The organism is Streptomyces turgidiscabies Car8 (assembly GCF_000331005.1).
In the GTDB taxonomy this organism is placed as follows: Bacteria; Actinomycetota; Actinomycetes; order Streptomycetales; family Streptomycetaceae; genus Streptomyces; species Streptomyces turgidiscabies.
Window position 1 is genome coordinate 1 of the sequence record NZ_AEJB01000118.1, and the last position, 25,994, is coordinate 25,994.

Genomic DNA, 25,994 nt, shown 5'->3' on the forward strand with positions numbered 1-25,994 from the left:
ACTCGACCGGAATCTCCGGAGGGTTACTTGGTGGTGAGGTAGGCGCGCTCGATCGTCTGGACCAGCGTGTTGCCGGCCCGGTCGGTCAGCTTCGCCCGCAGCGAGACGGAGCCCGCCGCGGCCGGGTGGGTCAGCGCCAGGTGCGTACCGCCGACGGCCTTGGCGTGCTGCCAGGTGGCGCCGTCGTCGTACGAGACCTCGAAGGCGAGCTCGGCGGGACGCTGTCCGGCCGCCGCGCCCTCGACGGTGAAGGGCACCGTGAACCGCTTTCCGGCCTTCGCCGTGCTGGACAGGCTCAGCTCGGGCGAGAAGCGGACCACCGACAGCGGCAGCCTGGTGTTCTCGTCCTCGGGGGTGGTGGCGGAGCGGAAGGTCCACTCGGCCTGGACGCGGGTGGAGACCGGATACACGGCGGGGTCACGGGAGTTGTCGACCGTCAGCTTGTACGTGGTGTCCTTGGCCGGCACCTTGTACTCGGTGACGTCGTCGGTCGGCGAGATGCCGTACTCGTCGGCGATCTCCTTGCCGTCCGCCTCCAGTCTGCCGCTCACCGACGTGTAGTCGGTGATGCCCCAGTGCCCGGCGCCGTCGCCGAACAGCGGCACGTAGGCCCTGATGACGTCGCCGTACCGCACGACTCCGGGGAATCCCTGCTCCGGTCCGGCGTCCGAGGCGGCGGGCATGACCGGGCCGAAGACACCGACGTTGAAGCGCTCGGTGTAGTTCCGGCCGGCCTGCCAGGTCCTCGGCATCCGCATCTGGAAGGCCTCGGAGACCTTGTCGTCGCCGACGCCCCTCATCTGCCAGGCGCGGAAGGACCACTTGACGCCGTTGTCGAGGACGTAGTCCGTGGTGCGCAGGGGCAGATCGCCGCGCAGGTCGTCGGCGCTGAAGATCAGCTTTCCGTCGGGGGTGTGCGGAGACACCTCGACCTGGACGTGCCTGCCCTCGACGGGTACGCCCACCTGGAGGTCCACCTTGGCGAGCTGCTTGCGTCTCACCTCGGCGGCGAAGCCGTCCAGGTCGCCGGGGCGGTTCCAGCCCAGGTGGTAGGTGACCGGCCGGCCGGCGGCGTCCTCGCGGGTCCAGTCGCCGGCGAACACGGCGTACGCCTGGTCGGCGGAGAAGTCGGGTCCGAGCTGTCCGAATCCCGTGCCCTCGAAGGTCGGCAGGAGGAACATCATGTTGCCCGGGCGCAGGCCCTCGCCCCGGTCGTAGCTGAAGTAGGCGGTGGCTTCGGTGTTCCTGGCCGCCGCGTCGGGCACGGTGATGGCCACCGGCCGAGCCTGCCGGGCGTCGACCGTGAAGGTGGTGTCCTTGTCGAGGGTCAGCTTCGGCTGCACCAGGACGGCGTGGGTGGCGGAGTCCAAGGACGGGTGGATCACTCCGCTGAGGGTGTAGTCGCCCTTGGGCAGCCGCACCGTGAGTTCGCCGTCCTGCTCGTCGGCGTAGGACGCGTAGAAGTCGCCGTCGTAGTCCGCGACGGAGGTGGCGGCGTCGCCGGTCGGCTCACCGTTCTCGTCGAGGTGCTTGAGGGTGAGGCTGTACGACTCCACCTCGCGCTCCACGCCGACAGCGGTACGCACCCGCACCTTGCCGTCGGCCGAGACAGCGGCCACCGAGCCGCCGAAGGAGCCGTCGGTGCTGCCCGCGCGGGTGTCGGCGGTGACGGAGGCGCTCGCCTCTCCGCCCGCCGGGACGGTGATCCGCCCCGGTGACACGGCGAACATGCCTTCGGCTGCGGGCTTGCCGTCCACCGAGAGGGCGTCGACGGACAGGTCCAGGGTGACCGGCTCCGTACCGAGGTTGCGGTACGTCACCTGCTTGGTCGCCGGGGTGTCGTCGCCGTGCGGCCACTGCTGGAGACCGAAGTCGAGCGGCCGCTGCTCGGTGATCACGCTCTGGTCCAGCGCCCGGACCAGGTCGGTGCGCCCGGTGCCCTGCTGGAAGGAGCTGTACGAGCCCGGCTCGGTGGAGCCGGTGAGGACCGCCTTGATGCGCTCGCCGGTCCAGTCGGGATGCTGCTGGGCGAGGATGGCGGCGGCGCCCGCGACATGCGGGGTCGCCATGGAGGTGCCGCTGATGGTGAGGTACCCGGGTATGTCGGAGGGGTACCACTGCGACAGGAGACTGCCGGCGGCCGAGGCTGCGGTGATGTCGACGCCGGGCGCGGTCAGGTCGGGCTTGACCCCGCCGTCACCGACCCGCGGACCGCGACTGGAGGAGTCGGCGAGGACGTCGGACTTGTCGACCGAGCCGACGGTGAGCGCGGCGTCCGCGCTGCCCGGCGAGCCGACGGTGCTCTCACCGCCCTCGCCCTCGTTGCCGGCCGCGATGACGAAGAGGGCGCCGCTCTCGGCGGAGAGCCGGTTGACCGTCTCCTCCAGCGGGTCGATACCGGGCATGTCCTCGCCGCCGAGGCTGAGGTTGACGACGGCGGCACCCTGCGCCACCGCCCACTCCATGCCCGCGATGATCCCGGAGTCCATGCCGAAACCGTCGTCGTTCAGGACCTTGCCGTTCAGGAGCTTGGCACCCGGGGCGACGCCCTTGTACTTCCCCGCGTCCCTGGCACCCGTACCGGCCGTGATGGACGCCACGTGCGTGCCGTGGCCGAACTTGTCGGTGGTGCCGGAGGAGGAACCGCTGAAGTCCTGCTCGGCGATCACCTGGCTCGCGACGTCCGGGTGGGTCGTGTCGATGCCGGTGTCCAGCACGGCGACCTTGACGCCGGTGCCGTCGTAACCGGCGGCCCAGGCGGTGGGCGCGCCGATCTGCGGCACGCTCTTGTCGAGGCTCGCCTTGCGCCTGCCGTCGAGCCACAGCTCCTCGACGGCGGTGGAGGCGATGAACTCCGTTGCGTCGTCGGCCTTTTGGCCGGTGCCGGTCACCGCGTTCCAGAAGTCGGCGCCGCGCTTCTTCGCGGGCCGCAGCACCTTGCCGTTGACCATCGGCAACGCCCGGCCGACCTTCGCCCCAGCCCCGGTGAACGGGGTCATCGAGGGCGTCCTCTTCCCCCGGAAGGTGGCGATGAGCGGTACGTCGGCACGGCCGGCGTCGTCGTAGCCGTCCGCCACCAGCTGGGTCACGTCGAACAGCCGGACGTCCAACTTGCCCTGTGCCAGCAGCAGTTCGGCATCGCCGGGTACGACCCGGGTGTGCCCGGCGACCACCCGGACGGAGAACGGCACCTTCTCCCGGCCCTCGGCCCGGGTCACGCCGGTGACCTTTCCGGCGCCGTCCACCATGACCCGGTCGCCGGTGACGAGGGTCACCGTCTTCACCACCTCGGCGGAACCGGACGGCTTGGCCGACTTGGCCGACTTGGCCGCATCGACCGTGGTGACGGTACTGACACCGCTCGCGTCCTGGGCTTCCGCGCCCGGGACACCGGCCAGCAGAAGGGCCGTGGAGGCCACCCCCGCCGCCACGACCGCACGTGTTGGTCTCGCGCGTAACTCCACCTGAACTCCTGACACTTCGGCAGCTGGACTCGGCCGTCGCAGGTTCTGCCGACGGCTCGCGCCCAGAGACGAACGGGAGTGCCCTCAGGTTGGAAGAAAATCCGGGTCGCTTCGGGGGGACAGGCCCGTCACCGGCTCCGTCCAGAACCCCCTCCTCCACCGTTCGGCCAGTCCAGAGGCGGTTTCGGTCCTCGGGTTCCGGCCGTTCGGCCGAGGCGGTGCTGCCCGTTCGGGCAGGAGAGTGGGCTGCGGGGCACCGCGAAGGTGCGCGAGGTGACACGGACGGAGAGCGAGTCGGCCATGACGAAGGCACAGTCGCGCGGAGCGCGGACGAACCACCATCTGACGCGGGTGACGATGCTGGCCCTGGCCGCGCTGATCGGCGCGCAGTGGCTCGCCTCGGCAGCGGGGATCGGGGGCCACTGAGATGGCGTACTCAGCGAGGCCGGCCACCGCACGCACGAGGCATCGGCGGCCCGGCTGCCTCACATCGGCGTCAGCCGAATACCTGTACCCAGGAACCGTCGGCATAGTGCGGGTCGATGTTCCCGGCCGCGTATCCCATACCGGTTCTGGTGTAGTCGCAGTCGAGAATGTTCTCCCGATGCCCGGAACTGCTCATCCACCCGTAGTCCGCGTCGTTGACGACGCCGTCGGGGTCGCCCCGGAACCCCATCGCTATGTTCTCGCCGACGCCGCCCCGGGTGTATCCGGCGTCCCTGGCCCGGTCGCCGGGGCTCTTTCCGCTCGCCGAGGTGTGCGAGAAGTTGTGGGTCCGCACCATCTCGGCCGCATATCCGTGGGCGGCTTTCTCCAGGCCCCTGTCGATCACCAGTGCGGCGCAGCCGTGGGCGGTCCGTAGCGCGTTGACATGGACCAACGCCTGTTTCTCCAGCGCCGTCATCGCCTCCGCGCCGACCGGTGCGACGGCCGGTGCGGCAGCCGGTGCGGTCGAATAGGCGGCCGATGCCACCGGGGCGGATATCGCGCCCCCGGCGGTCATCAACCCCAGAGACACGATTACTAAACCGTATCGCGCGGACGGAGGTATATCACGGCGAGTGGCCATTCAGGACTCCTTGACCGAGCTTGACTGCGCTTGACCGGGAACGAATCGGAGAGCACTTGACACTTCGCACTCGATTCCTCCCGTCGGCACAGACTAGGGCACCCACTGTGCGGGCCGCTCGGCGACGGTAATTCCGGATTGGTCTCCACTACTGTGTTTGGCCACCGATATCGCACCGACCGGGCCGCCGGAGACGCGATGTCAGATGTCAGATGTCGAATTCGTGATCCCGGGTCTCCGGCAGCGCCAGCAGGCACAGGAGGCTCACCAGGCAGAGGCCGCCGGTGTAGAAGCCGAGGACCAGCGGGGACTCCCAGTGGCTGTTCAGCCAGGTGGCGATGGACGGGGCGAAACCGCCGCCGAGGGTGTTGGCGAGGATGAAGGCGGCGGAGGCGCCGGTGTAGCGCAGCCGGGCCGGGAACAGCTCCGGGAGGAAGGCCGCCACCGGGGAGAACATCAGCGCGAGGAGCATCAGGCCGATCGTGTAGGCGCCGGTGATCACCAGCCCGTCGCGTGAGCTCAGGGAGGCGTACATGGGCACCGCCCACACCACACAGCCGGCGGCACCGGCCAGCATCAGCGGACGGCGGCCGATCCGGTCGGACAGCCGGGCGACCGGGAGGGTGACGGCGATTCCGGCCGCCGCGCCGATGCTCGCGGCGGTCAGCATCGTGTTCCGGGGGATGCCGAGTTCCTGCGGGCCGTACGAGAGGCTGTAGACGATCGTCAGGTAGTAGACGGCCGAGCCGCCGATCGCCGCGCCGGTGCCGAGCAGCAGCCGGCCGGGGTACTGCCTGAGGATCGCCCCCAGCGGGAACCGGGTCGACGACAGCGCATCGGATCCCGATCCCGACCTCGGTCCCTGCGCTTGCGCTTGCTCCTGTTTCCGTACCGCGGACCTGAAGACCGGGGACTCGGAGACCGTCGTACGCACCCACAGGCCGACCACGACGAGGACGGTGCTGAGCAGGAACGGGACGCGCCACGCCCAGTCGGTGAAACCGTCCATGCCCACGATGTTCAGGGTGGGCAGGATGACCGCGGTGGACAGGAGGAAGCCGAGCGAGGGGCCCGCCTGGGGGATGGACGCGTAGAGGGCGCGCCGGCCGGGGGGCGCGTGTTCGGCGGCGAGCAGCACCGCGCCGCCCCACTCGCCGCCCATGCTGACGCCCTGGAGCAGACGGAGTGTCACCAGCAGTACGGGGGCGAGGAGTCCGGCGGTCTCGTACGTGGGCAGCAGGCCGACGCCGACCGTGGCGACGCCCATCAGCAGCAGCGAGATGACCAGGGCCTGTCTTCGGCCCAGCCGGTCGCCGATCGTGCCGAACAGGACGACGCCGAGGGGGCGGGACAGGAAGGCGGCGGCGAAGGTGAGGAACGCGGCCATGGACGACAGGGTCGCGTTGCCGGAGGGGAAGAAGGCGGGGCCGAGGACGAGCGCGGAGGCGGTGCCGTACACGGCGAAGTCGTAGTACTCGATCGTCGTGCCGACCAGGCTCGCCATGGCGACCCGGGGAGCCTCGGATTTCGCCGTACTCGCCGTCCGTGGGTCGGCGGTTTTGAGCGGTAATTCAGGCATGGGGGGTCACTTCCAGGTCCTGAGTGGGGAGAGGAGTCACCCTAATCATCGAAATTCAATTTCGACAAGGAGCCCATTCAATAGAGCTACAGATGCGGAGACAGGAAGGGCAGAACGCCCCAACGCGCATAGAGTGCACGAACCGTACGCCCAGGCCACGTCAACCCCACGCAACCTGTCAATCCCCTGTCAATATTCATACCGCAAACCGTATAAAAATTTGTCGACGGTCACACCTTGCCAACCGCCAGTCACACGTGAATGCTCGTGATCGCTTAACTTGAAAGTTTTACAACCATCGATTTTCGGACACGGAGAATCGCAGCAGAATGTCGCGGTTTTGGCTTTCTGGAATGCGCCTCCGGGCTGGGAGGGCTCATTACCCATGCTGAAAACCGGCAAGCAATTACGCTTGAGGAGACTTTCACTCGCGGGTGACGACCGGCATCTGCTCGTCCCCCTCGACCACAGCGTCTCGGACGGTCCGATCGTCCCCGCCGACAAGTGGGACGACCTGCTGCGCGCACTCGTCTCCGGCGGCGCCGACGGGATCATCGTCCACAAGGGGCGCGCCCGTTCCTTCGCGCCGGACATCCTGCGGAGCTGCGCGCTGGTCGTGCACCTGAGCGCCAGTACCGCCTGCTCCGCCGACGTCCACGCCAAGGTGCTGGTCTCGGATGTCGAGGAGGCGCTGACGCTCGGCGCGGACGCGGTCAGCGTCCATGTGAACATCGGCTCCGACACCGAGGCACAGCAGCTGGCGGATCTCGGGGCGGTGGCCCGCTCCTGCGACGCGTGGGGCATGCCGCTGATCGCGATGGTGTATCCGCGCGGCCCCCGGATCGAGGACCCACGTGATCCGGCCCTGCTCTCCCACCTGGCCAATGTCGCCGCCGACCTGGGCGCGGACCTGGTGAAGACCTCCGTCGCCCTGCCGGTCGAGCGTATGGCCGAGGTGGTGGCGAACAGCCCCATCCCCGTCCTCGCGGCCGGCGGTCCACCGGACGGCTCCGACCTCGTCGAGTACGGCACCGCCGTGATGGCCGCCGGCTGCCGGGGCCTGGCCGTCGGGCGCCGGATCTTCTCCTCCCCCACGCCCGCCGCACTCGTCTCCCGTCTCTCGGCGGTCGTGCACGGCGGCAACACCGATCTCTCGCACGGTATGCGCATGGCCAACTACTCGACGATCGTGGCAGGAGTGGCATGAGGTTCGCTTGGATCGACCTGCGAGAAGTCCCCCGTCCGCAGCTCCAGGCGGTGGTGGACGCGGCAATCCACGCCCGGATGGCCGGAGTCGTGGCCGCCGACGCCGAGTTGCTCGGGACCCTGCCCCCGACGGTCACGCGGGTGCTGGTCGGCGGCGGTGACGGCCCGTTCCCGGCCGGCGTGAAGAAGCCCGGCGACAAGGACGTGAAGGAGGCGAGAGAGGCGGCGAAGGAGGCGAAGGCCTCGGACAAGGACGCCAAGCCCCCTGCCGGGAGCGGCAGTTCACCGGCCGGCACCGCGTTCGACGTGCTCCTGCGGAAGTTCGGCACCCAGGACGAGCTGGACGCGCTCGCCGCCGAGCACCGCGCCGGCACCCGTCCCGGTGGCGCTGGTGGCAGTGGTGGCGCCGGTGGCACGCCCGTCTCCGGGTTCATCGACGTACGGGACGACCGCACCCTGCAGCTGTCGTGCGCGGGCGCCATGGTGCTGCCGTACACGGTCATCCACTTCGCCGACCCGACCAAGATCCCCCTGGAGATCGTGCTCGCCGCCGCCGAGTCCGCCGAGGGCAAGCTCGTGACGGTCGTCGACGGCCTGGAGGAGGCGGCCATCGTCTTCGACGTGCTGGAGCGCGGCTCGGACGGCATCCTCTTCACGCCCCGCAGCGCCGACGAGGTGTTCGCCCTGGCCAGGCTGTTGGAGGCGACGACACCCCAACTGGAGCTGTCCACCCTGACCGTGGAGAGCATCCGGCACGTCGGACTCGGCGACCGGGTCTGCGTGGACACCTGCTCGCACTTCGAGGAGGACGAGGGCATCCTCGTCGGCTCCTACTCCTCCGGGTTCGTGCTGTGCTGCAGCGAGACCCACCCCCTGCCCTACATGCCGACCCGCCCCTTCCGGGTCAACGCGGGTGCCCTGCACTCGTACACACTCGGCCCCGACAACCGCACCAGCTACCTCAGCGAGGTCGGTTCGGGCAGCGCGCTGCTCGCCGTCGGCGCCGACGGACGCACCCGGCGGGTCGTCGTCGGCCGGGCGAAACTCGAATCCCGGCCGCTCCTGGAGATCCGTACCCACGCCGAGGACGGCCGGCTGGTCAGCCTGACCGTGCAGGACGACTGGCATGTGCGGGTGCTCGGCCCCGGCGGCAAGGTCCTCAACGTCACCGAGTTGCGGACCGGCGACGAGCTGCTCGGCTATCTGGCCGCCGACAAGCGCCATGTGGGGCTGCCCATCGGCGAGTTCTGCAAGGAGGTCTGAGGTCCGATGGGCGAACCCGAATCAGATCTCGCCCCGCTGGTGGGACGGCTGTTCGACGCGCACGACGACCGGCTGCCGTATCTGACCCACCAACAGGAGACTGTCACGCGCGGCGAATTACGGGAGCGGGTGACCAAGCAGGCCGCCGTCTTCGCCGGGTACGGGATCGGGCCGGGCAGCACCGTCGGGCTGCGGACCCCGCCCAGTTTCACCCAGATCGAGGTGCTGCTCGCCCTGTGGCGGCTCGGCGCGCAGGTGCTGCTCTTCGACTTCCGGCTCAAACCGCCCGAGGTGGCGGCGCTCTGCGAGACCTGCCGGCCGCAGTTCATGGTCAGCGCCGGTTCCAACGCCCGGGCCACGTTCGGCTTCCGCTCCGAGTACGAGGTCGTCACCGAGCGGCGCAGAACCGGATCGGCGGCCACCACCGGGCACCGCCTCGTCCAGTTCAGCTCGGGCTCGACCGGACGGCCGAAAGTCATCGGCAGAAGTGCCCGGTCGCTCGGCGCCGAGGTGGACCGGTTCACCGGGGTCCCGGGTATGCCGGCCGAGGGCGACCGGCTGCTGCTGCTCAGTTCGACGGCACACAGTTTCGGCCTGATCGGCGGGCTGCTGTACTCCCTCGCCGCCGGTGTCTCCGTCGTCTTCGCGCCCCGCGTGTCCGCCCGCGACATCCTGCGGACCGCGCTGGAGCACCGGATCACCGCCCTGTTCGGCGTACCGACGCACTACGAACTGCTCGCCGCCGCCGGCGATCCCCCCGCGCTGCCCGACCTGCGGCTCGCGCTGTCGGGCGGCGAGATCATGCCCCCGCAGGTCGCCGCCCGGTTCGCGCAGCGGTACGGCGTCGAGGTCGGCGAGGCGTACGGGACCACGGAGACCGGCATCGTCGCCATCGACGTCGGCGGCACGCTGCGCCCCTCGGTCGGCCGGGCGGCGCCGGGTGTGTCGATCCGGGTGACGCGGGGCGAACTGGACGTCGCCCTCGACGAGTCGCCGTACCTCTTCGACTCCGGCGGCACCCAGTACACGGACGGCTGGCTGCACACCCGGGACCGGGCCACGCTGGACGCCACCGGCGCGGTGGTGGTGCGGGGGCGTGCCGACTCCCTCGTCGTCATCGGCGGCCTCAAGGTCGACCTCACCGAGGTGGAGAACGTACTCCGCGAGCATCCGGCCGTCGAACAGGCGGTCCTGGTCCACGAGGACGTGACCGAGGCGTACGTCGCGATCACGGCCGGCGTCGAACGCCCCTCCGCCGAGGACCTGTCGCGCTGGTGCCGGGAGCGGCTGGCCGACTACAAGGTGCCCCGGGTGATCCGGCTGCTGGACGCGCTGCCGCGCACGTCCAACGGCAAGTTGGTGCGGCAGGCCGCGACGTTGCGCTCCGCCGGGTAGGGCGGGGCCATCGCCGGTTGATCTTCGTCTGCGGGCCCCTTGTGGCTTGTCGCGCCCACGCGGCGGAGCCGCACATCGATACAGCCTCGCGCCCCTAATCAAGGGCGCTCGACTTCCCCACTGGAGAAAGTGATCATGAGTACGTCGATTCTGGAAGACGAGATCCGCGAGTTCGTCCTGACGTCGGTCATCGACGAGATGAACATCCTGCTGAGCCGCGACGGCATCACGGACGACAGCCCGGTGACCGTCGGCGGGCTGGATGTCGACTCCCTGAGCCTGATCGAACTCACCCTGCGCCTGGAGTCCCGGTTCGGTGTCGAGATCCCCGACACCGACATCGAACCCCTGGCCACCCTGACCCTCGGCGGGCTCGTCGCCGACGTCGTCCGACGCGGTGCGAAGGCATGAGTACGAGTGCCACCGACCTCACCAGCGACTCCGTACGGGAGCTCCTGTCGGACCGCAAGGTCTTCCCGGGGCTGCCCGACGACCTCGGGGAGGACGCCGAACTGGTCCTGGACTCCCTCGGGTTGGTGTGGCTGCTGCATGTGGTGGAGGAGCGGTACGGCCTGGTCGTCGAGCCCACCGACGAGGACATCGCCGGGCTGACCTCCCTCCGGCGGCTCACCGCGTATCTGCGCACCGAACACCTGCGTACCGCCCGGAAGGGGGGCGCCCGGGATGACGCGTGAAGTGACGGTGACCGGATACGGGGTGCGGACCGCGTTCGGTGAGGGTGCGGAGGCGTTGCGGCGGGGGGTGTTCGCGGGGGTGCCGGCGTTCCGGCCCACGACGCGGTTCGACACGAGGCCGTACCGGACGGCGGTCGCCGCGGCGGCGCCGGACGAGGTCGAGGTGGTCGACGCGGGCGACTCCGTCGAGGGGTGGGCGTTGCGGGACGCGCTCGGCCGCTGCGGGGGTGCTGCGCTGGCTATGGCCGGGCTCGGGGTGGGTGTGGAGGCGGCGGTGATTCTGGGGGTGGCCGGGGATCATCGGAGCGTCACCCGGTATTGGCTGGGCGCCGGGGATTTCGTCCCGGGCGAGTCGTCGTACGTCGGGCGCGGGTCCGTTGTGGCTGGTCGCGCGGTTCCCCGCGCCCCTGAAGGGGCACGCCTCGCCGATGCCGTGCCCGCTCGGCTTGCCGACTTGTTGGCCGGGGAGCTGGGGTTGGCCGGGTCTCGGGTCACGTTCACCAATGCCTGTGTCGCGTCCGCGGCCGCGATCATTCATGCCTGCCGGCTGATCTCCTCGGGGCGGATCGACGTCGCCGTCTGTGCGGGTGGGTATCTGGTCGAGGAGGAGACCTTCGGGAAGTTCGACTCCGGGCGGGCGTTGTCGCGGGACGGCATGGTGCGGCCGTTCAGTGCCGAGCGGACCGGGCTGCTGCTGGGCGACGGTGTCGCCGCCGTCGTGCTGGAGTCCGCCGAGCACGCCCGGCGTCGCGGTGCCCGGCCGCTCGCGTCGGTCATCGGATGGGGCGCCGCCACCGACGCCCATCACATCGCCCAGCCTCACCCGCAGGGCGCCGGCCTCGCCCGGGCCGCACAACAGGCGTTGCGGCGGGCCGGGGATCCGGACGGAGCGTCCCTCGACTACGTCAACGCCCATGGCACCGGCACCAAGTACAACGACGGCGCCGAGACCAGGGGCCTGCGCGCCGCCTTCCCGAAGCACGCCGAGTCGATACCGGTCAGCTCGACAAAGTCCACCACCGGCCACCTTCTGGAAGCCGCGGGTGTCGTGGAGTTCGTGATCACGATGCTGGCCCTGCTGGACGGCGTACTCCCGCCGACCGCCGGATACGGCAGCCCCGATCCGGAGTGCGACCTCGACTACGTGCCGAACGACCCGCGCCCCGCCGACGTGCGCCGGGCCCTCACCATCAACGCCGCCTTCGGGGGCGCCAACACCGCACTCGTCCTGGAGCGGCCGTGACCCCGACCGACGTGACCACGCTCCGTTCGTCCCGCTCCTCCCTCTCCGTCCTCGCCGCCGCGACGGCCACCCACGACACCGGCCGGGACGACGACATCGCCCTCCCCAAGCTGCCCGGCTTCGTCGAGTCGGCGTTCAGTCCGCTGGCGTACGAGGTCAGCAGCAGGTGTCTGACCGCGCGCCCCGGGGACGGCGACCGTACCGCCGTGGCGCTGGCCAGCCTGATGGGTGACACCACCACCGCGGACCTGGCCAGTCGGCGCGTGGTGTCCCGGCGGGTCCTCAGCCCGCTGCTGTTCATGCAGGCCACCGCCAACTCCGTGCTGGGGCACATGAGTCGGGAGTTCGGGATCACCGGCCAGATGTTCAGCCTCTCCACCCTCGACGACCCGCTGGCCGAACTCCTCACCATGGCCGACCTGTTGCTGGAGGAACCGGAACTCGACCGGGTCCTCGTGCTGGCCGTGGAGCTCGGCGGCGGCGGACGCGTGGCTGCCGTCCACCGCGAACTGGCCGCGGACAGCGGGCGTCCTGACCCGGCCCTCCCCGCGTCCGCGGGCCTGGCGGCGGCGGTACTCCTCGGCCGACCGGACGACGCGGCCGGGGCGCAGGTGTCGATCAGGGCAACCGGCGTGGCCCCTCGACCCGGCAGCATCCAGAGCCTGTTCGAGCTGGCCACCGCCCACGCCGAGCCACGTACCGAGGCCGGACCAAGTACCGAGACGGAGACCCACACCCATGCTCATCAGTAGGCAGGAGCGGGCCCGGATCTGCTCCGACACCGAACTGGGCGCCGGTAACGTCCTGGCCAGGCTGGCGGCGTACGACCGTCCACGCGACGAGGTCGTCCTGCGGACGGACGGCAACTGGCAGGCACCTGACGGCAGTTACCCCACCAAGCTCACCCTCGGGGAGTTGCAGGAGACCGTCGAGACCTACGCGGGCTGGTACGCCGCCCAGGGTGTTCGCCCCCGCGACCCGGTTGCCCTCCACTCCCACTCCAGCGCCGAGTTCGCGGTGAACTTCCTGGCGCTGACCTCCCTCGGCGCGATCCCCTCGTTCGTCAACGGCAATCTGCCGCCCGACATCGCGCGGGAGTACGTACGACGGCAGGGCGCCGTAGGTGCCTTCACGGACCCCGAGCACCACGACGTACTGGCGCCGGAGCCGAAGCCAGAACCAGCCTCGGATCCGGCGTCCTCTTCCCCCGGGGGTCTCCGCTTCTGCGCGACCGCCGCCGACATCCGCCCCGAGCACCGGGCCTCGCTCCCGGCCTCCCACCCCTACCGTCACGACCCCACCGACCCGGTGCTCATCTCGCACTCGTCCGGAACCACCGGTATGCCCAAGGGAGTTCCGCACACCCACCGGACGCTGATGTACGCGCAGTTGCACCGCCTGCGCTACTCCACCGGCACCGACATGGAACGCACCCTGGTCGGCCTGCCGGGCGCCCACAACGCGATGGTCGCCACGCTGCTCTACTGCCTCCTCCTCCGGACCGACATCAAGCTCCTCTCCAGCCAGCGCGGCACCCAAGTACTGGACGCCATCGAGGAGTTCAGGCCCACCACGGTCCTGGCCTTCGCAGCTACCTTCGGCGAGATGGCCGCCGAGGACCTCTCGGCCCGCGACCTGTCCAGCGTGCAGGTGTGGTTCAACACCGGAGACGCTGCCCACGAGGCGCACATCCGGGCCCTCGTGCGGCACGGCAGCCACCAGACGATCGGCAAGGACCTGCGGCGCACCCGCGTCGACGGCTCCGTCTTCGTCGACGGGCTCGGCTCCTCCGAGGCCGGCTACTCCGTCTTCCACAACCGGCACACCAAGGACACCTCGGCCTACTCGCGCTGCGTCGGCAGACCGATCAGCTTCGCGGAGGCCGCCGTACTCGCCGAGGACGGCACCCCGCTACCGCCCGGCGAGATCGGCCGCCTCGGCCTCAAGTCCCCCACTCTCACGCCCGGTTACTGGAACGACTCGCTGACCTGGAACCGAATGCGCCTCGGCGGCTACTGGCTCACCGGCGACCTCGCCCACCAGGACGAGGACGGCAACTTCTACCACCTCGACCGCGCCCCGGACGCCATCCGCACCCGCGCCGGAGTCGTCTTCAGCACCCGCACCGAGGAACTGCTCCTGCGCGAACTGCCCGAACTGGCGGACTGCACGGTCGTCGGAGTCGCCGACGACGGCGTACGCGCGGACTGGGACGGCGACGGAGTGGCGCACGCCTACGCACTACTCCAACTCACCGAAGGGGAGGTGACGGGAGGGGAGCTGACGGGAGGGGAGCTGAAGGAAGTCGCGTTGACCGACGGGGAGTTGACCGACCGGGTCAACACAGTCCTCAAGTCCGCCGGATTCCCCCCTGTCTCCCGCGCCCTGCGCATGAAGCCCGACGACGTCGCCAAAGGCGCCACCGGCAAGGTTCTGAAGCGAGTGATGCGCGACCGCCTCGCCGCTTCCTCCGTCGAGGAGCAGCGATGAGCACCGGCACCGAGGACGTCAACCACCGCGCCAGGGCGAGCGAGGCCTACCGGTTGTGGTGGCAGCACGACGCGAACTGGTACCAGGGGGTGGCGAGCCGGTTCGGGCAGGAGGCCGCGAACGAGCTCAACGCCGAAGCGCTGCGCAAGGTCGCGACCCACGTCGGACAGCGCGTCGGCCGCCTCTCCGGCCCGCTCCCCGACACCGGCGACACCCGCAAGGACCTGGAGGAACTGCGCCGCCGGTACGACGACTGCGGCGACCGGATGTTCCCACCGGAACTGCGCAACGCCTCTACGGAGGTCGAGGAGACCACCGAGGACCACGGCCTGATCGTCCTCACCCTGCGCCGGAGCTTCGCCGTGACCATGGTGCGGATGGCCGGTTCCCTGGACGGCTACCGGTGTCCGTGCACAGACATCCACGCGGGCTGGTCCGAAGGCCTCGGCGTCACCCTGACCGAGAACCGCGCCGAGACCTGCCTGCGCGACGGCGACAAGGCGTGCCGCCTGCTCATGCGAGTACGCACACCCCTTGTGCACGCCACGGACGGCACACACGGCTCGGGCAGCACGGGCGACTTTCACGACGGTACGGAGGACTGATGGCCATGCGGGTACTTGTCGCCGGAGCCACCGGAGTGGTCGGACATCCGCTGGTGGGCGCGTTACGGGCGCGGGGTCACCAAGCGATCGCGCTGGTACGGGAGGAGTCCCGGTCCCGTGCTCCGGAAGCGGACGCGATCGTGATCGCCGACGCCCTCGACCGCGAAGCGCTGTTGGGCGCCGTGACCGACGTACGCCCCGATGTGGTCGTCCATCAGCTGTCGGCGCTGCGGCTGTTGCGCGACGACCCGCCGGAGGCCTTCGCGCAGACCGCCCGGCTCCGCACCGAAGGCACCGCCAACCTGATCGCGGCGGCCCGCGCGGCCGGTGCCGGGCGCCTGGTCGCGCAGTCCATCGCCTTCGCCGCCGCGCCGGCCGGAGACACGGTCGTCGACGAGGCGGCCCCGCTGTACGTGGACGCCCCGGACCCGGGCTGGGCGGCCACCGTACGGGCGGTCTCCGAGCTGGAGGCACAAGTACTGGACTCAGCAGGGGAATTGGGCGGGTTGGTGCTGCGCTACGGGACGCTGTACGGCCCCGGCACGGCGTACGCCCGTACCGGCGGCGGGACCGCGCAACGGGTGCTGGCCGGGAAGTTGCCGCTGCCCGAGGGCGGGGCCGGGATCACCTCGTTCCTGCATGTGGAGGACGCCGTGGGCGCGGCGGTGGCGGCAGTGGAGTCACGGGTCACCGGCGCCTTCCACATCACGGACGACGAACCGGCCCCGGCCGCACAGTGGTTGCCCCACTTCGCCGACGCGCTGGGCGCCCCTCCTCCTCGTACGATCCCGGCAGCGATGGCGCCCCGGCTGCTGGGCTGGTTCATGGCCCACCAGCTCACCTCGGCGTCCGGGGCGTCAAATGCCCGTGCGCGTACGGAGCTTGGCTGGAAGCCCCTGCGGCCGAGCTGGCGCGACGGGCTGGGCCAGGAATGAGCAGAGCGAGCAACAGCAGCGGAGGAGAAGGAGGAGGAAACACCTCTCGACGGTCGTGGCCAGTCCTCCTGGTCGTGGTCTGCGCGCAGATGCTGATCTGGCTGGACACGTCGGTCCTCAACGTGGCCGTCACCACCCTGGCCGATCCGGTCGACGGACTGGGCGCGACCCCGGCCGAGTTGGAGTGGGTGGCGAGCGCCTACACCCTCGTCTTCGCCGGCGCCCTGTTCGCGGGCGGCGCGCTGGCCGACCGTTTCGGCCCCCGGACCACGCTTCTGGCGGGCCTGGGTCTGTTCGGCGCGGCCTCGGGAGCCGGTGCGTTCGTCTCGTCGCCCGGCTGGCTGATCGTGGCGCGGGCCGTGATGGGGGCGGGCAGCGCGCTGCTGATGCCGGCGACGCTGTCGGTGATCGTGCAGAGCACCCCGGAGGAGAAACGTACCCGGGCGATCGCGATCTGGAGTTCGTCCAGCGGCCTGGGGGTGGCCGTGGGCCCGGTGGTCGGCGGCGCGCTGCTCAGCAACTTCTGGTGGGGCTCGGTGTTCCTGGTCAACGTGCCGATCGTGGCCTTGTGCATGGCCGGAGTGGCAGTGGTGGTACCGGAGTTGAAGGCGCCGAGGCGCAGACAGCTCGACCTGCCGGGACTGGCCCTCTCGGTCGCCGGCCTCGGCGGGATCGTGTACGGGATCATCGAACTGGGCAACGGCCGTACCTGGTACGGCGCCCACGTCCTCCTCCCCCTCCTCCTGGGCGGCGCGTCACTGACCGCGTTCGTCGCCGCTCAGCGCAGATCGCCGGCCCCCAGCCTGGACGTACGGCTGTTCAGACAGCCGGGGTTCGCGGCGGGGAGCGTGGTGCTGCTGATCGCGTTCATGGCGCTGGCCGGCCATCTCTTCTACGCGGCCTTCTATCTCCAGGGCCCCCGTGGTCTGTCCCCCTCCGACGCCGGACTGGTGATGATCGCCGCCGCGATCGGCATCGTCCTGGGCAGCCAGGCGTCCCCGGCGATGAGCCGCCGCCTGACGGCCCGTTGGACGGTGGCGGCGGGAGTCCTGGCCACGGCGGTCACGTACGTGGCGTACGCCTGGCTGGACGGCGGTACCCCGATCCGGCTCATCGTCGCGCTGCTGGGGATCCAGGGCTTCGGCATGGGCCTGGTCGGTACGCCGGTCACGGCCGTGATGATGAGCGGGGTGCCGCCGCATCTCGCGGGCGCCGGGTCGGCCCTCAACAGCGTGACCCGGCAGGTGGGCGGCACGCTGGGGGTGGCACTGGCGGGCTCGATCCTCTCCGGGGTGTACCGGTCACGCATGTCGGACGTCACCGAACTACCTTCTTCCGTACGGGAGTTGTCGCCGTCCGCAGCAGAACAGGCCGGTACCTCGGCCGAGGCGGCCCGCGCCCTGGCCGGTTCTCTCCGGCTGCCCGAACTGGCGACGACGGCCGACCGCGCCTTCCTCGACGCGATGTACGCGGCAACCCTCTCCATCGCCGCCCTGGCCCTCGTCGGGTTCGCGGTGGCGGTGGTCGGGCTGCGTACCCGGCCGGCGTCACCGGAGCCTCGCGGCGCCGTCCCCTCGAAGGCGGGATCCGCGTAGCCCATGGCCGAAGAAGAGGGAGCGGAACTGGGAGTGGGAGTGGCAGTGGAAAGGGCAGAGGAAGTGAGCACCATGGAGAGCGACGCCATGATGGCGCAGGCGACGCCCCGTTCGGTCTTCGTCACCGGCGGGACCAGGGGAATCGGGCTGGCCATAGCCCGCCGCCTCGCGGCAGTGGGCGACCGGGTCGCCGTGACCTACCGGGGTGACAAGCCGCCGGAGTCGCAGTCGGAGGGATTCCTGGCCGTACGCTGCGATGTGACGGACAGTCAGCAGGTGGACCGTGCCTTCGGTGAGGCCGAGGCGGCACACGGCCCGGTGACGGTCCTGGTGGCCAACGCGGGCACCTCGAACGACCGCCTGCTGGTGCGGATGACGGAGACGGACTTCACCTCGGTCATCGACACCAACCTCACCGGCGCCTTCCGGGTCACCCAGCGCGCGGTGCGCGGCATGCTCCGGGAGGGCCACGGCCGTATCGTCCTCGTCTCCTCCACGGCAGCCCTGCACGGCTCCGCCGGCCAGACCAACTACGCGGCGTCGAAAGCCGGGTTGATCGGCTTCGCCCGCTCCCTCACCCGCGAACTGGGCCCCCGGGACATCACCTGCAACGTGGTGTCCCCCGGCCTCACGGAGACGGACATGAGCGCCGCCCTCACCCCCGACCAGCGCCGCGACCTCCTCCGCCACACCCCGGCCGGCCGCCTCGCCCGCCCGGACGAGGTCGCGGACGCGGTGGCGTTCCTGACGGGGGCGGGCGCCGGGTATGTCCGCGGGGCGGTGATCCCGGTGGACGGGGGCGCGGGGCTGGGGCACTGAGGGGGCGGGCCGCACAGGGGGGCAACATGCCGGACGGTCCGCTGTACGGCCTGCTGCACAACCTGCCGAACAGCCTGCTGCAGAATATAGAAGTACACTTTATGAAAACGTACTTTTACTTTCTGGGGATCCGGTGGACAAGCCTGCCGAGATGTTCGACCGGGATTTCGAGTGGTCGGCGCTGAGTCGGTTCATCGCCGATCCGCAGCCCGGCGCGACCCTCGGCGTCGTTTCCGGACGTCGCCGTCAAGGCAAGACCTTCCTGCTGGACGCTGCCTGCCGCGCCACCGGAGGGTTCTACTTCGGCGCGACCGAGGCGACCGACGCCGAGTCGCTTCGCCGGATCGGCACCGCGCTGACCGCCCACGTACGCCCGGCCAGCCCGTTCCACTTCGCCGACTGGGCGGAGGCCATCGACGCGCTGCTCGCGCTCGGCTCAGAGCGGCCCGTTCCTGTGGTGATCGACGAGTTTCCCTACCTGGCCAAGGCCAACCCCGAACTGCCGTCGATCATCCAGGAGGCGTTGCGGACCCTGCGTGACCAGCGCACCGCCTCCCGCACGCGACTCCTCCTGTGCGGCTCGGCACTGCCCTTCATGGGCCGACTGCTGTCGGGCAACGCATCCCTGCGCGGACGGGCCGGTCTGGAACTGATCGTCCGCCCGCTCGACCACCGGCTCGCCGCCGAGTTCTGGGGCATCACCGATCCCCACCTGGCGATGAAGGTGAACGCGATCGTCGGCGGCACCCCCGCCTACCGGCGCGAGTTCGCCCGTGGCGACACCCCCGAGGGCCCGGAGGATTTCGACGACTGGGTGATCCGCACCGTCCTCAACCCCGAGACCCCCCTCTTCCGCGAGGCCCGCTACCTGCTCGCGGAGGAACCTGACCTACGCGACACCGCCCTTTACCTGTCCGTCCTGGCCGCCGTCGCCGACGGCAACTCCACTCGCCGGGGCATGGCCGGCTACCTGGAACGCAAGGCCGTCGACCTCACGCACCCCATCAACGTCCTGGAGGACGCAGGACTCCTGCACCGGGACGCCGACACCTTCCGTGAGAACCGGCCCACCTACCGCATCGCCGAACCACTGATCGCCTTCCACCACGCGATCATGCGCCCGGTCTGGGACCAGCTCGAACGCCCGGGCAGTGCGGCACGGGTCTGGCAAGCCAGCCGTCGGCGCTTCGTCAGCAACGTACTCGGCCCCCACTTCGAGCAGGTCTGCCGCGAGTGGGCCCTGCACCATGCCGACCCCGAACTCCTGGGAGGCCTACCCGCTCGCGTCGGACACGGCATGGTCCATGACCCGAAAACCCGTACCACCCACGAGGTCGACGTGGCGGTCATCGGTATCGCCGACGGCCACGCCAAGCCGCCGCTCCTGGCCATCGGCGAGGCCAAATGGAACGACACCATGGGCATCGCCCACATCGACCGCCTCCGGCACATCCGCGACCTCATCACCCAGGCCGGTCGCTACGACACGAGCGGCACCCGGCTCATCTGCTTCAGTGGAGCGGACTTCAACAGCACGGCCCGCGGCTCCTCGGCAGCGGATGCCGGCGTCCACCTGATCAACCTCGCGGCCCTCTACAGCCGCAGCTGAAACACCCATAGCATCGGCTCATGCGCTTTTGGCGGAGTCATGACAGTGTCGCGGTCCTACGTTCGCTCCCCCGCGACCCCCGTGCCGACGAGTACCCGATGCCGATCGTCCCGTACGGCTGGTACGCCGTACTCCGCAGCGCCGAACTACGGCCGGGGAAGGTCGTCAGCCTCCACTACTTCGGGCGCGCGCTCATCGCCTTCCGGGGCGCCGACGGACAGGCGACCGTACGGGACGCCCACTGCCCCCACTACGGCGCGCACCTCGGCGCCGGTGGCAAGGTCGTGGACGGGACGGTGGTGTGCCCGTTCCACGGCTGGCGGTTCGGTACGGACGGCGCGTGCGTGGAGGCACCGTTCGCCACCCGCACCCCCAAGGTGTCCCTCGGCGGATTCCCGGTGCGCGAGCACAGCGGACTCGTCCTCGTCTACGCCGGGCCTGGCGAGCCGTCGTGGGAGATGCCGGAGATGCCCGAGACGGAGTCCAAGGACTACGCCGCGCCGATCGACGACACCTGCCGGGCGCGCATCCACGTCCAGGAGATGCGCGAGAACATCGTCGACGAGTCCCACTTCCACTTCATCCACGGCCAGAGCGAACCCCCCGTCCAGGACTGGAGCCAGGACGGCCCCTTCGCCGAGGCCCGCGGCCGGATCGCCCGCCGCGTCCTGCGCTGGGACATCAACAACACCTTCGACGCGTTCATGTACGGCCCGGGCGTCATGGTGGTCCGCGTCCACGGCCCCGTCCTGTCGGTGACCGCCGTCGCCCTCACCACCCCGGTCGACGACCGCACGAGCGAACTCCGGATGCTGTACTACGTCCGCAAACCCGCCCGCTTCCCGCTCCGGCTCCTGACTCCCCTCCTCAAACTCGTCTTCCGCGCGGAAGCCCTGGGCGAGGTTCGGGAGGAGGTCGAGATCTGGGACCACAAGATCCACCAGCCCCGCCCGGTGCTGCTCCCCCACGAGAAGGGCATACGGGCCCTGCGGCGCTGGTACGCGCAGTTCTACCCGTCGGACGTGACGATCCCGGCACCACGCCAGCCGTCCCTGCCGACCGAGGCCGGGGGAGGGGGCGAGGTCGAGGTCGAGAGTCGGCAATGAGGACCCCGTGAAGACTGCATGATCCGGGTACTGCTTCGACCAGGTCAACGTTGTCATATTGTCGCCTTGCCGTCGCACTTCGCGACAACTACACAGAGGTGGCTGACTCCTTGAGACTGACCCGTGCGACCCTCGCCCTGACCGCCGTCGCCCTCGCTCCGGCGTTACTGCTCGCCACACCGTCCGTCGGCAACGCCGCGACGCCGTCGACAGCCGCCGTGGCCGCGGCGGACCCGGGCTCCCCCTACGACGACATGGACGCGGACGACCTGCGCATCGCGATCGTCCGCATCCTGGGCGACACCGACAGCGGCAAGCGTGTGACCCGCGAGGCCAACCAGCTCCTCAGCAACGGCACCGTCGACCAGATGCGTGCCTGGCTCAAGACCGGTCACCGCCTCGCCCAGGCCGAGGACGACCGCTTCACCATCGTGCGGCTACTGGCCGATCCGAACACCAGCGCCGCCCTGCGCGCGGCAGCGAACGCGGCCCTGAACGACGGCACCCCGGAAACGCTGCGCTACTTCGTCGAGGTCGGCCAGTACGAGGTCGACCGCTAGAACCGGCCGTCCCGACAGGCGACATCTGTAGCGCGGGGGCCTGACACGTCAGCTACGAAGAGGCGGCGGAAGATGACGCCGCCGAGACGGGCCCCCGCGCGAGCCGCTTCGAGCGAGGGGAAGTCGGCGACCGCCGCCAGGACGACCTCCGGCTTGACTTCGGAACATATTCCGAAGTGAGTTGCCCTTATGTCCACTCTCACCGTTTCGTTCTCCGACCTGTCGAAGAACTCCAAGAGGGTTGCCGAGACCGTAGAACGGGCCCAGCGTGTCCATGTAACTCGCCGCGACGGCGAGGATCTGTACCTCACCACCGAGCGCCACGACCGGCAGCGCGAGGAAACCGCAGCCGTCACTGCCCGGTTGTTCGCAGCCCTGATCGGCAGCGACGAAGGAGCCCGGGCGATTCTGCTCGCCCTGCCCGAGGTCTTCCCGTGGACCCGTCACCTGTCGGCCGGGGAAGTACGCGAGTTCGTCGTCGACCTCGTGAACGCAACGCACGACGCCGTGGAACTGGACGTGCACACCAACCTGCACCGAGTCATAGTCGAATGGCGCGCCACCGCCAGAATCCTCGCGGACCCCGGCCTGACGGCGCAGCTGACCACCCCGCTCCCTGACGAGGACCACGGCGAGGTACCCGCCCCGTGAGCCCCAAACGCGGTGACGACGTCGCACCACCGCCGATCGGCAAGGAATGGCGCCTCCGTTTCGCCACGAACGACGCGGCCAAGGGCTGGGGCGACCTGTGCTCCGAAGCCCCGGGTAACACCCGGCGCTGCTACGAGGCGCTACGCACGGACCCGCTCTGACAGTGTCGTTTTCCCCGGCAGGTAAGCACCCCCGACCGCAGGGTTGGGGGTGCCCTCTTCCGCTCCGGGCTCAGTGCTTGATGTGCTCCACAAAGATGCCCCAAGCCGGCTCCGAAGCGACCAGGATCGGCCCGTGAGGGATCTTGCTGTCACGGACGGGGACAACGCCAGGGAGGTCACCGGAGACCTCTATACAGTTGCCGCCGTTGTTGCTGTAGGAGGACTTGATCCAGTCCAGGCCCTCCGGATCGGAGGACGTGATCATGGACCTCTCCCATACCGGACCGGGCGAGGCGAAGGTAGCCAGAGCTGGCCAACAGAAGGGGTACGGCGGAGAGATTCCCCACGGACGCTGTGGGGCGCGTGTGGTGGATGCGACCGGGGTTCAGAGCGTCACTTCGCGCCGCCGTCCGCCTTCGACAGCAGCTGGGCCAGCAGCAAAGCGCCGCCGGCCGCCGCTCCCATCGCCAGGAAGCCGCGCGAGGAACGCCAGGACAGTACCGACCACCGTGACTGGGCGGAGAGCACCGAGCCCGTGCTCAGCCACGACCCGGCCGAGACGAGGGACAGGGCCGACCCGATCGAACCGACCGACAGAGCACTGCCGATCGAACCGACCGACAGGGCCGAGCCGACGGACCCCACGGACAGGACCGATCCCACGGAGCCGATCGACAGCACGGAGTCCTGCGACCACAACGACAGCACCGAACCAGCAGACGCACGACAACTCGACCGTTCGGACAGCTTTGTCATGAGGCCATCCTGCCCGATGGCCGCCCGCCCCTCAGGCCGCTCTCAGTTCCTGACCGTCAGATACAGCCAGCCGCCCCAAGTGCTCACGTTCGTGGTGTCCTTGGCGCTGCGCACGTACTCCGCCCGCACCCGGAACTTCTGGTTCACCGCGTTGGTGAGGCTGAGCTGCGTCGCACCCACGCCGGCCGACGACAGTGTGAAGCAGGGTGACGTGGTGAGGGTGTGCCAGGCGCCGCTGTAGTACTCCTGGGCCTGGAACACCGAGCACTGGCCCGACTTGTTCGGGGTCACCGTGGCCGCCACCTGGGGCTTCACCGTGTGGTGGTACACGCGGTACGGAACGCCGCTGTACGTCACGTTGCCGTAGTAGCCGCCCAGTGTCGTCGTGACCTTCACCTGGTCGTTCACCGTCCGTGCCGCCGAGGCCGGCGCGTAGCGGTAGTCGCCCGCGAAGGACGCTGTGAACGTCGTGTTGTGGGTCAGCTTGTACGTGGTCCTCAGGTTGCCGGCGCTGTCCACGGCCGCCGCCCTGACCAGTGTCTTCGTGCCGCCGGAAGGAGTGGCCCAGATCGACACCGTACGGCTGTCGTACGTCGCGCCCAGGTGAGCCGTGACCGTCGCCGTCGCCCCGTACGTGTAGGTGGACGTGTTCGTCGCCACGGAGACCGTCGTCGCGACCCGCGACACCTGAACGATCGCCGACGCCGTCGCGGCCTGGTGCGAGGCGTCCCCCGGATAGCTGACCGTGTAGGTGTTCGCGCCGCCGACCGACGGCGTGTCCTTGATGGTCACCTTGCCGTCCGTCCCCACAACGGACGTCCATCGCACCGGCGTTGACGTGTGGCCCGCGTCCGTCCGCGTCACCGTCACCGTCTCGCCGGCGGTGTACGGGGCGTCGCTCAGCGCACCCGTGAACGTCAGCGCGGCGGCGCGTGTCGCCGTGGCGGGCGCCTTCAGTGTCAGGGCCGGGGTGTACGGCGAGACCTGGACGGCCGCGTCCGAGGACGTCGCCTCGTGCGTCGCGTCGCCCGCGTAGGAGAGGTGATAGGTGAACCTGCCGGCCGTCCCCGGGGTGTCCGTGACCTTGAACTCCGTTGTCGCCGGGTCCACTTGGACCGACGGGAGTTGTGCCGTCGTCTGCGTGTCCTCGTTCGTCCTGCTGACCTGGACTGTCGTGCCCTGGGGCAGGCTGCCCTGGTTCAGGGATGTCTGCAGCGAGCCCGTGAACGCCATCGCGCCCGGCTTCGCCGACGTCAGGGCCGGGAACGGGATCGTCGTTTGCAGCCTCGCGACGCGCACCCTCAGCGAGGTGGTCGCCGGGCGGTGCGTCGCGTCGCCGGGATAGGTCACCTCGTACGTGTAGGCGCCCTCGTCCTGACGGGTGTCCGAGACGGCGAACGTGCCGTCCTTCGCGACCGTCGCGTCGGGCACGGACTCGCCGTCCCGGGTCACCTGAAGGGCCGCGCCCGTCGGGAGCCAGCCATTCGTACTCAGGGTTCCCGTGAACCGGAACTGCTGGGTCGGGACCGCGTACAGCGGTGCGGCGAGGGCCAGTTCGGTGTCGGTGAGCTTCGCGTCGCTCAGCACGTGCAGCGAGTAGGCGCCCGTCGAGTCCTTCGTGACCGCGTACAGCGTCGTGCCGTCCGCCGCCCACTTGAGGCCGTCGGGGGCCAGGGTGCCGGCCGGGAAGGTGACCTTGTTCTCGGCGAGGTTCGAAGCGGCGTACACGTAGAGGCCCGCGGCCGAGCCCGCTGTCGAGCCCACGGCGACCGTCCCGTCCGAGTCGACGGCGACCGAGTTCGGGGCGGAGTACACCCCGCCCGTGTAGTAGACGAGGTGGGCGGCGGGGAGGAGGTCCGTGGTGTCGTACACCTGGAGGGCCGGCTGCTGGGGGGCGGCGAGGAGAAGCTGGGTGCCGTCCGCCGTCACCTGGAGGCCCGTCGCCGTGCCGCCGCCGACGAACGAGTTGGCCCTGGTCGTCGCCGTCCCGGACGAGACGTCGAAGGTGGCCACGTGACTGAGGCTCTGCAACGGCTCCTCGGCGGCCAGCACGTCGCCGCCCGCGACGAGAAGCGGCGCCACCGTCCAATTCACCGTACTGGCCAGGGGAGTTGCCGTCGGTGTTGCGGCCGTCGGGTCCACCGAACCGATGACACCCTTGCCGTCCGCCGCCGGGTCCGTGCAGCCGTACCAGACCCTGCCACCCGCCACCGCCACCGAGACCGGCGCACTGCCCGTCCCGGTCGGGACGCGGGTCGACTCGGTCAACGTCGTCGTGTCGATCGCGGACAGCGCGTCACCGTCCGTCAGGGCCGCGTAGAGCGTGCCGCCGTCCGCCGACAGGGCCAGGCCCGTGGCGCCCTGTTCGCCGGCGATCGTCGTCACCGGGGTGCCGGACAGGTCGGTCACCACGATGCCGGTCGAGCCCGCGCCCTGGCTGAAGAAGATGTGCCGGTGAGCGGTGTCGACCAGCATGTGCGCGTACTGGGACAGCGGCAGCGCGGCCGTACTGTCGGCCCAGGCGGCGGAGCCCGCGAGACCGGTGAGTCCGACGCCGGCGGTCGTCAGCCCCGCGACGACCGACATCATCGCGGTGAGGGAGAGCGAGACCTGGTGGGGACGGCGGCGCATGAAGCTCCTGGAGCGGAGAAGCGGGGAAGGAGGGGAAGCGAGAAGCGGGTGAACTGGGACGTGACCGGTCGGACAATAACCTTTTCGGTCGACTCGCCTGCCGAGTACGGGGCCCTCTCCCCTCATGAATCCGGTAAGAACCAGTGGGAGAACCAGCGACAC

The 25,994-nt window shown here is 70.1% G+C and carries 24 protein-coding genes; 18 read left to right on the top strand and 6 right to left on the bottom strand.

Translation table 11 applies throughout. The annotated features are described in order from the left end of the window. Positions 1 to 23: 23 nt before the first annotated feature. Positions 24 to 3,464 (bottom strand): S8 family serine peptidase, encoded by a 3,441-nt coding sequence (locus STRTUCAR8_RS07125; RefSeq protein ID WP_006374863.1) that lies wholly within the window; start codon positions 3,462 to 3,464, stop codon positions 24 to 26. Between the two features lie 273 nt (positions 3,465 to 3,737). Between STRTUCAR8_RS07125 and STRTUCAR8_RS52365 the strand changes: the two genes are divergently transcribed. Next, positions 3,738 to 3,890, top strand: coding sequence for a hypothetical protein (locus STRTUCAR8_RS52365; RefSeq protein ID WP_006374851.1), 153 nt, complete (start codon positions 3,738 to 3,740; stop codon positions 3,888 to 3,890). A 70-nt stretch (positions 3,891 to 3,960) separates the two neighbouring features. Here the strand turns inward: STRTUCAR8_RS52365 and STRTUCAR8_RS07130 are convergent, their stop codons facing one another. Continuing rightward, positions 3,961 to 4,482 (bottom strand): CAP domain-containing protein, encoded by a 522-nt coding sequence (locus STRTUCAR8_RS07130; protein WP_234372482.1) that lies wholly within the window; start codon positions 4,480 to 4,482, stop codon positions 3,961 to 3,963. A gap of 259 nt (positions 4,483 to 4,741) precedes the next feature. Further along, a complete protein-coding gene (locus tag STRTUCAR8_RS07135; protein ID WP_006374845.1) occupies positions 4,742 to 6,112 on the bottom strand; it encodes an MFS transporter in 1,371 nt (456 codons plus the stop codon). 385 nt (positions 6,113 to 6,497) lie between these two features. Between STRTUCAR8_RS07135 and STRTUCAR8_RS07140 the strand changes: the two genes are divergently transcribed. The 17 genes from STRTUCAR8_RS07140 to STRTUCAR8_RS52370 all read left to right on the top strand — a co-directional run bounded on the left by STRTUCAR8_RS07140 (position 6,498) and on the right by STRTUCAR8_RS52370 (position 22,445). Then, a complete protein-coding gene (locus STRTUCAR8_RS07140) occupies positions 6,498 to 7,319 on the top strand; it encodes a 2-amino-3,7-dideoxy-D-threo-hept-6-ulosonate synthase (RefSeq protein WP_078507136.1) in 822 nt (273 codons plus the stop codon). Beyond that, positions 7,316 to 8,581, top strand: coding sequence for a 3-dehydroquinate synthase II family protein (locus STRTUCAR8_RS07145; RefSeq protein ID WP_006374861.1), 1,266 nt, complete (start codon positions 7,316 to 7,318; stop codon positions 8,579 to 8,581). The genes STRTUCAR8_RS07140 and STRTUCAR8_RS07145 overlap by 4 nt, the downstream gene beginning before the upstream one ends. A gap of 6 nt (positions 8,582 to 8,587) precedes the next feature. Continuing rightward, a complete protein-coding gene (locus tag STRTUCAR8_RS07150; RefSeq protein WP_006374865.1) occupies positions 8,588 to 9,976 on the top strand; it encodes a class I adenylate-forming enzyme family protein in 1,389 nt (462 codons plus the stop codon). A gap of 135 nt (positions 9,977 to 10,111) precedes the next feature. Next, the gene (locus tag STRTUCAR8_RS07155) at positions 10,112 to 10,387 is read left to right on the top strand and encodes an acyl carrier protein (protein ID WP_199791671.1); all 276 of its coding nucleotides are present in this window, start codon (positions 10,112 to 10,114) and stop codon (positions 10,385 to 10,387) included. Beyond that, a complete protein-coding gene (locus tag STRTUCAR8_RS07160) occupies positions 10,384 to 10,671 on the top strand; it encodes a hypothetical protein (protein WP_006374858.1) in 288 nt (95 codons plus the stop codon). The genes STRTUCAR8_RS07155 and STRTUCAR8_RS07160 overlap by 4 nt, the downstream gene beginning before the upstream one ends. Next, a complete protein-coding gene (locus STRTUCAR8_RS07165) occupies positions 10,661 to 11,914 on the top strand; it encodes a beta-ketoacyl-[acyl-carrier-protein] synthase family protein (RefSeq protein ID WP_006374844.1) in 1,254 nt (417 codons plus the stop codon). Before STRTUCAR8_RS07160 ends, STRTUCAR8_RS07165 begins: the two co-directional genes overlap by 11 nt. Beyond that, complete coding sequence (locus STRTUCAR8_RS07170) at positions 11,911 to 12,666, top strand: hypothetical protein (protein ID WP_006374855.1); 756 nt, start codon at positions 11,911 to 11,913, stop codon at positions 12,664 to 12,666. Before STRTUCAR8_RS07165 ends, STRTUCAR8_RS07170 begins: the two co-directional genes overlap by 4 nt. Further along, a complete protein-coding gene (locus STRTUCAR8_RS07175) occupies positions 12,653 to 14,404 on the top strand; it encodes a class I adenylate-forming enzyme family protein (protein WP_006374864.1) in 1,752 nt (583 codons plus the stop codon). Before STRTUCAR8_RS07170 ends, STRTUCAR8_RS07175 begins: the two co-directional genes overlap by 14 nt. Further along, positions 14,401 to 15,009 (top strand): hypothetical protein, encoded by a 609-nt coding sequence (locus STRTUCAR8_RS07180; protein WP_006374859.1) that lies wholly within the window; start codon positions 14,401 to 14,403, stop codon positions 15,007 to 15,009. The genes STRTUCAR8_RS07175 and STRTUCAR8_RS07180 overlap by 4 nt, the downstream gene beginning before the upstream one ends. A gap of 5 nt (positions 15,010 to 15,014) precedes the next feature. Continuing rightward, complete coding sequence (locus tag STRTUCAR8_RS07185; protein ID WP_044471783.1) at positions 15,015 to 15,944, top strand: NAD-dependent epimerase/dehydratase family protein; 930 nt, start codon at positions 15,015 to 15,017, stop codon at positions 15,942 to 15,944. 89 nt (positions 15,945 to 16,033) lie between these two features. Further along, the gene (locus STRTUCAR8_RS07190; RefSeq protein WP_234372483.1) at positions 16,034 to 17,539 is read left to right on the top strand and encodes an MFS transporter; all 1,506 of its coding nucleotides are present in this window, start codon (positions 16,034 to 16,036) and stop codon (positions 17,537 to 17,539) included. A gap of 90 nt (positions 17,540 to 17,629) precedes the next feature. Further along, the gene (gene fabG / locus STRTUCAR8_RS07195) at positions 17,630 to 18,358 is read left to right on the top strand and encodes a 3-oxoacyl-ACP reductase FabG (RefSeq protein ID WP_044471784.1); all 729 of its coding nucleotides are present in this window, start codon (positions 17,630 to 17,632) and stop codon (positions 18,356 to 18,358) included. Between the two features lie 133 nt (positions 18,359 to 18,491). After that, a complete protein-coding gene (locus STRTUCAR8_RS07200; protein WP_006374866.1) occupies positions 18,492 to 19,967 on the top strand; it encodes an AAA family ATPase in 1,476 nt (491 codons plus the stop codon). A 20-nt stretch (positions 19,968 to 19,987) separates the two neighbouring features. Then, the gene (locus STRTUCAR8_RS07205; protein WP_234372484.1) at positions 19,988 to 21,073 is read left to right on the top strand and encodes a Rieske 2Fe-2S domain-containing protein; all 1,086 of its coding nucleotides are present in this window, start codon (positions 19,988 to 19,990) and stop codon (positions 21,071 to 21,073) included. Between the two features lie 110 nt (positions 21,074 to 21,183). Continuing rightward, a complete protein-coding gene (locus tag STRTUCAR8_RS07210; protein ID WP_006374856.1) occupies positions 21,184 to 21,633 on the top strand; it encodes an ALF repeat-containing protein in 450 nt (149 codons plus the stop codon). A 189-nt stretch (positions 21,634 to 21,822) separates the two neighbouring features. Beyond that, a complete protein-coding gene (locus tag STRTUCAR8_RS07215; protein ID WP_006374848.1) occupies positions 21,823 to 22,284 on the top strand; it encodes a hypothetical protein in 462 nt (153 codons plus the stop codon). Next, positions 22,281 to 22,445, top strand: a complete 165-nt coding sequence (locus tag STRTUCAR8_RS52370; protein WP_006374846.1) for a hypothetical protein — start codon at positions 22,281 to 22,283, stop codon at positions 22,443 to 22,445. Before STRTUCAR8_RS07215 ends, STRTUCAR8_RS52370 begins: the two co-directional genes overlap by 4 nt. Before the next feature lie 70 nt (positions 22,446 to 22,515). Here STRTUCAR8_RS52370 and STRTUCAR8_RS07225 read toward each other — a convergent pair whose 3' ends face one another. The 3 genes from STRTUCAR8_RS07225 to STRTUCAR8_RS07235 form a co-directional block, all read right to left on the bottom strand. Further along, on the bottom strand, positions 22,516 to 22,710 hold the full coding sequence (locus STRTUCAR8_RS07225; protein ID WP_006374853.1) for a DUF397 domain-containing protein: 195 nt from the start codon (positions 22,708 to 22,710) through the stop codon (positions 22,516 to 22,518). Positions 22,711 to 22,838: 128 nt separating this feature from the next. Further along, positions 22,839 to 23,201, bottom strand: a complete 363-nt coding sequence (locus STRTUCAR8_RS07230) for a hypothetical protein (protein WP_044471779.1) — start codon at positions 23,199 to 23,201, stop codon at positions 22,839 to 22,841. 42 nt (positions 23,202 to 23,243) lie between these two features. Next, on the bottom strand, positions 23,244 to 25,832 hold the full coding sequence (locus tag STRTUCAR8_RS07235) for a hypothetical protein (RefSeq protein WP_006374843.1): 2,589 nt from the start codon (positions 25,830 to 25,832) through the stop codon (positions 23,244 to 23,246). Between the last annotated feature and the right edge of the window lie 162 nt (positions 25,833 to 25,994).

Coding starts and splice junctions, on each gene's coding strand:
- STRTUCAR8_RS07135 (WP_006374845.1), bottom strand. CDS start 6,112: ATGCCTGAATTACCGCTCAAAACCGCCGACCCACGGACGGCGAGTACG.
- STRTUCAR8_RS07140 (WP_078507136.1), top strand. CDS start 6,498: ATGCTGAAAACCGGCAAGCAATTACGCTTGAGGAGACTTTCACTCGCG.
- STRTUCAR8_RS07145 (WP_006374861.1), top strand. CDS start 7,316: ATGAGGTTCGCTTGGATCGACCTGCGAGAAGTCCCCCGTCCGCAGCTC.
- STRTUCAR8_RS07150 (WP_006374865.1), top strand. CDS start 8,588: ATGGGCGAACCCGAATCAGATCTCGCCCCGCTGGTGGGACGGCTGTTC.
- STRTUCAR8_RS07155 (WP_199791671.1), top strand. CDS start 10,112: ATGAGTACGTCGATTCTGGAAGACGAGATCCGCGAGTTCGTCCTGACG.
- STRTUCAR8_RS07160 (WP_006374858.1), top strand. CDS start 10,384: ATGAGTACGAGTGCCACCGACCTCACCAGCGACTCCGTACGGGAGCTC.
- STRTUCAR8_RS07165 (WP_006374844.1), top strand. CDS start 10,661: ATGACGCGTGAAGTGACGGTGACCGGATACGGGGTGCGGACCGCGTTC.
- STRTUCAR8_RS07175 (WP_006374864.1), top strand. CDS start 12,653: ATGCTCATCAGTAGGCAGGAGCGGGCCCGGATCTGCTCCGACACCGAA.
- STRTUCAR8_RS07180 (WP_006374859.1), top strand. CDS start 14,401: ATGAGCACCGGCACCGAGGACGTCAACCACCGCGCCAGGGCGAGCGAG.
- STRTUCAR8_RS07185 (WP_044471783.1), top strand. CDS start 15,015: ATGCGGGTACTTGTCGCCGGAGCCACCGGAGTGGTCGGACATCCGCTG.
- STRTUCAR8_RS07190 (WP_234372483.1), top strand. CDS start 16,034: ATGCTGATCTGGCTGGACACGTCGGTCCTCAACGTGGCCGTCACCACC.
- fabG (WP_044471784.1), top strand. CDS start 17,630: ATGGCGCAGGCGACGCCCCGTTCGGTCTTCGTCACCGGCGGGACCAGG.
- STRTUCAR8_RS07205 (WP_234372484.1), top strand. CDS start 19,988: ATGCGCTTTTGGCGGAGTCATGACAGTGTCGCGGTCCTACGTTCGCTC.
- STRTUCAR8_RS07215 (WP_006374848.1), top strand. CDS start 21,823: ATGTCCACTCTCACCGTTTCGTTCTCCGACCTGTCGAAGAACTCCAAG.
- STRTUCAR8_RS07225 (WP_006374853.1), bottom strand. CDS start 22,710: ATGATCACGTCCTCCGATCCGGAGGGCCTGGACTGGATCAAGTCCTCC.
- STRTUCAR8_RS07230 (WP_044471779.1), bottom strand. CDS start 23,201: ATGACAAAGCTGTCCGAACGGTCGAGTTGTCGTGCGTCTGCTGGTTCG.
- STRTUCAR8_RS07235 (WP_006374843.1), bottom strand. CDS start 25,832: ATGCGCCGCCGTCCCCACCAGGTCTCGCTCTCCCTCACCGCGATGATG.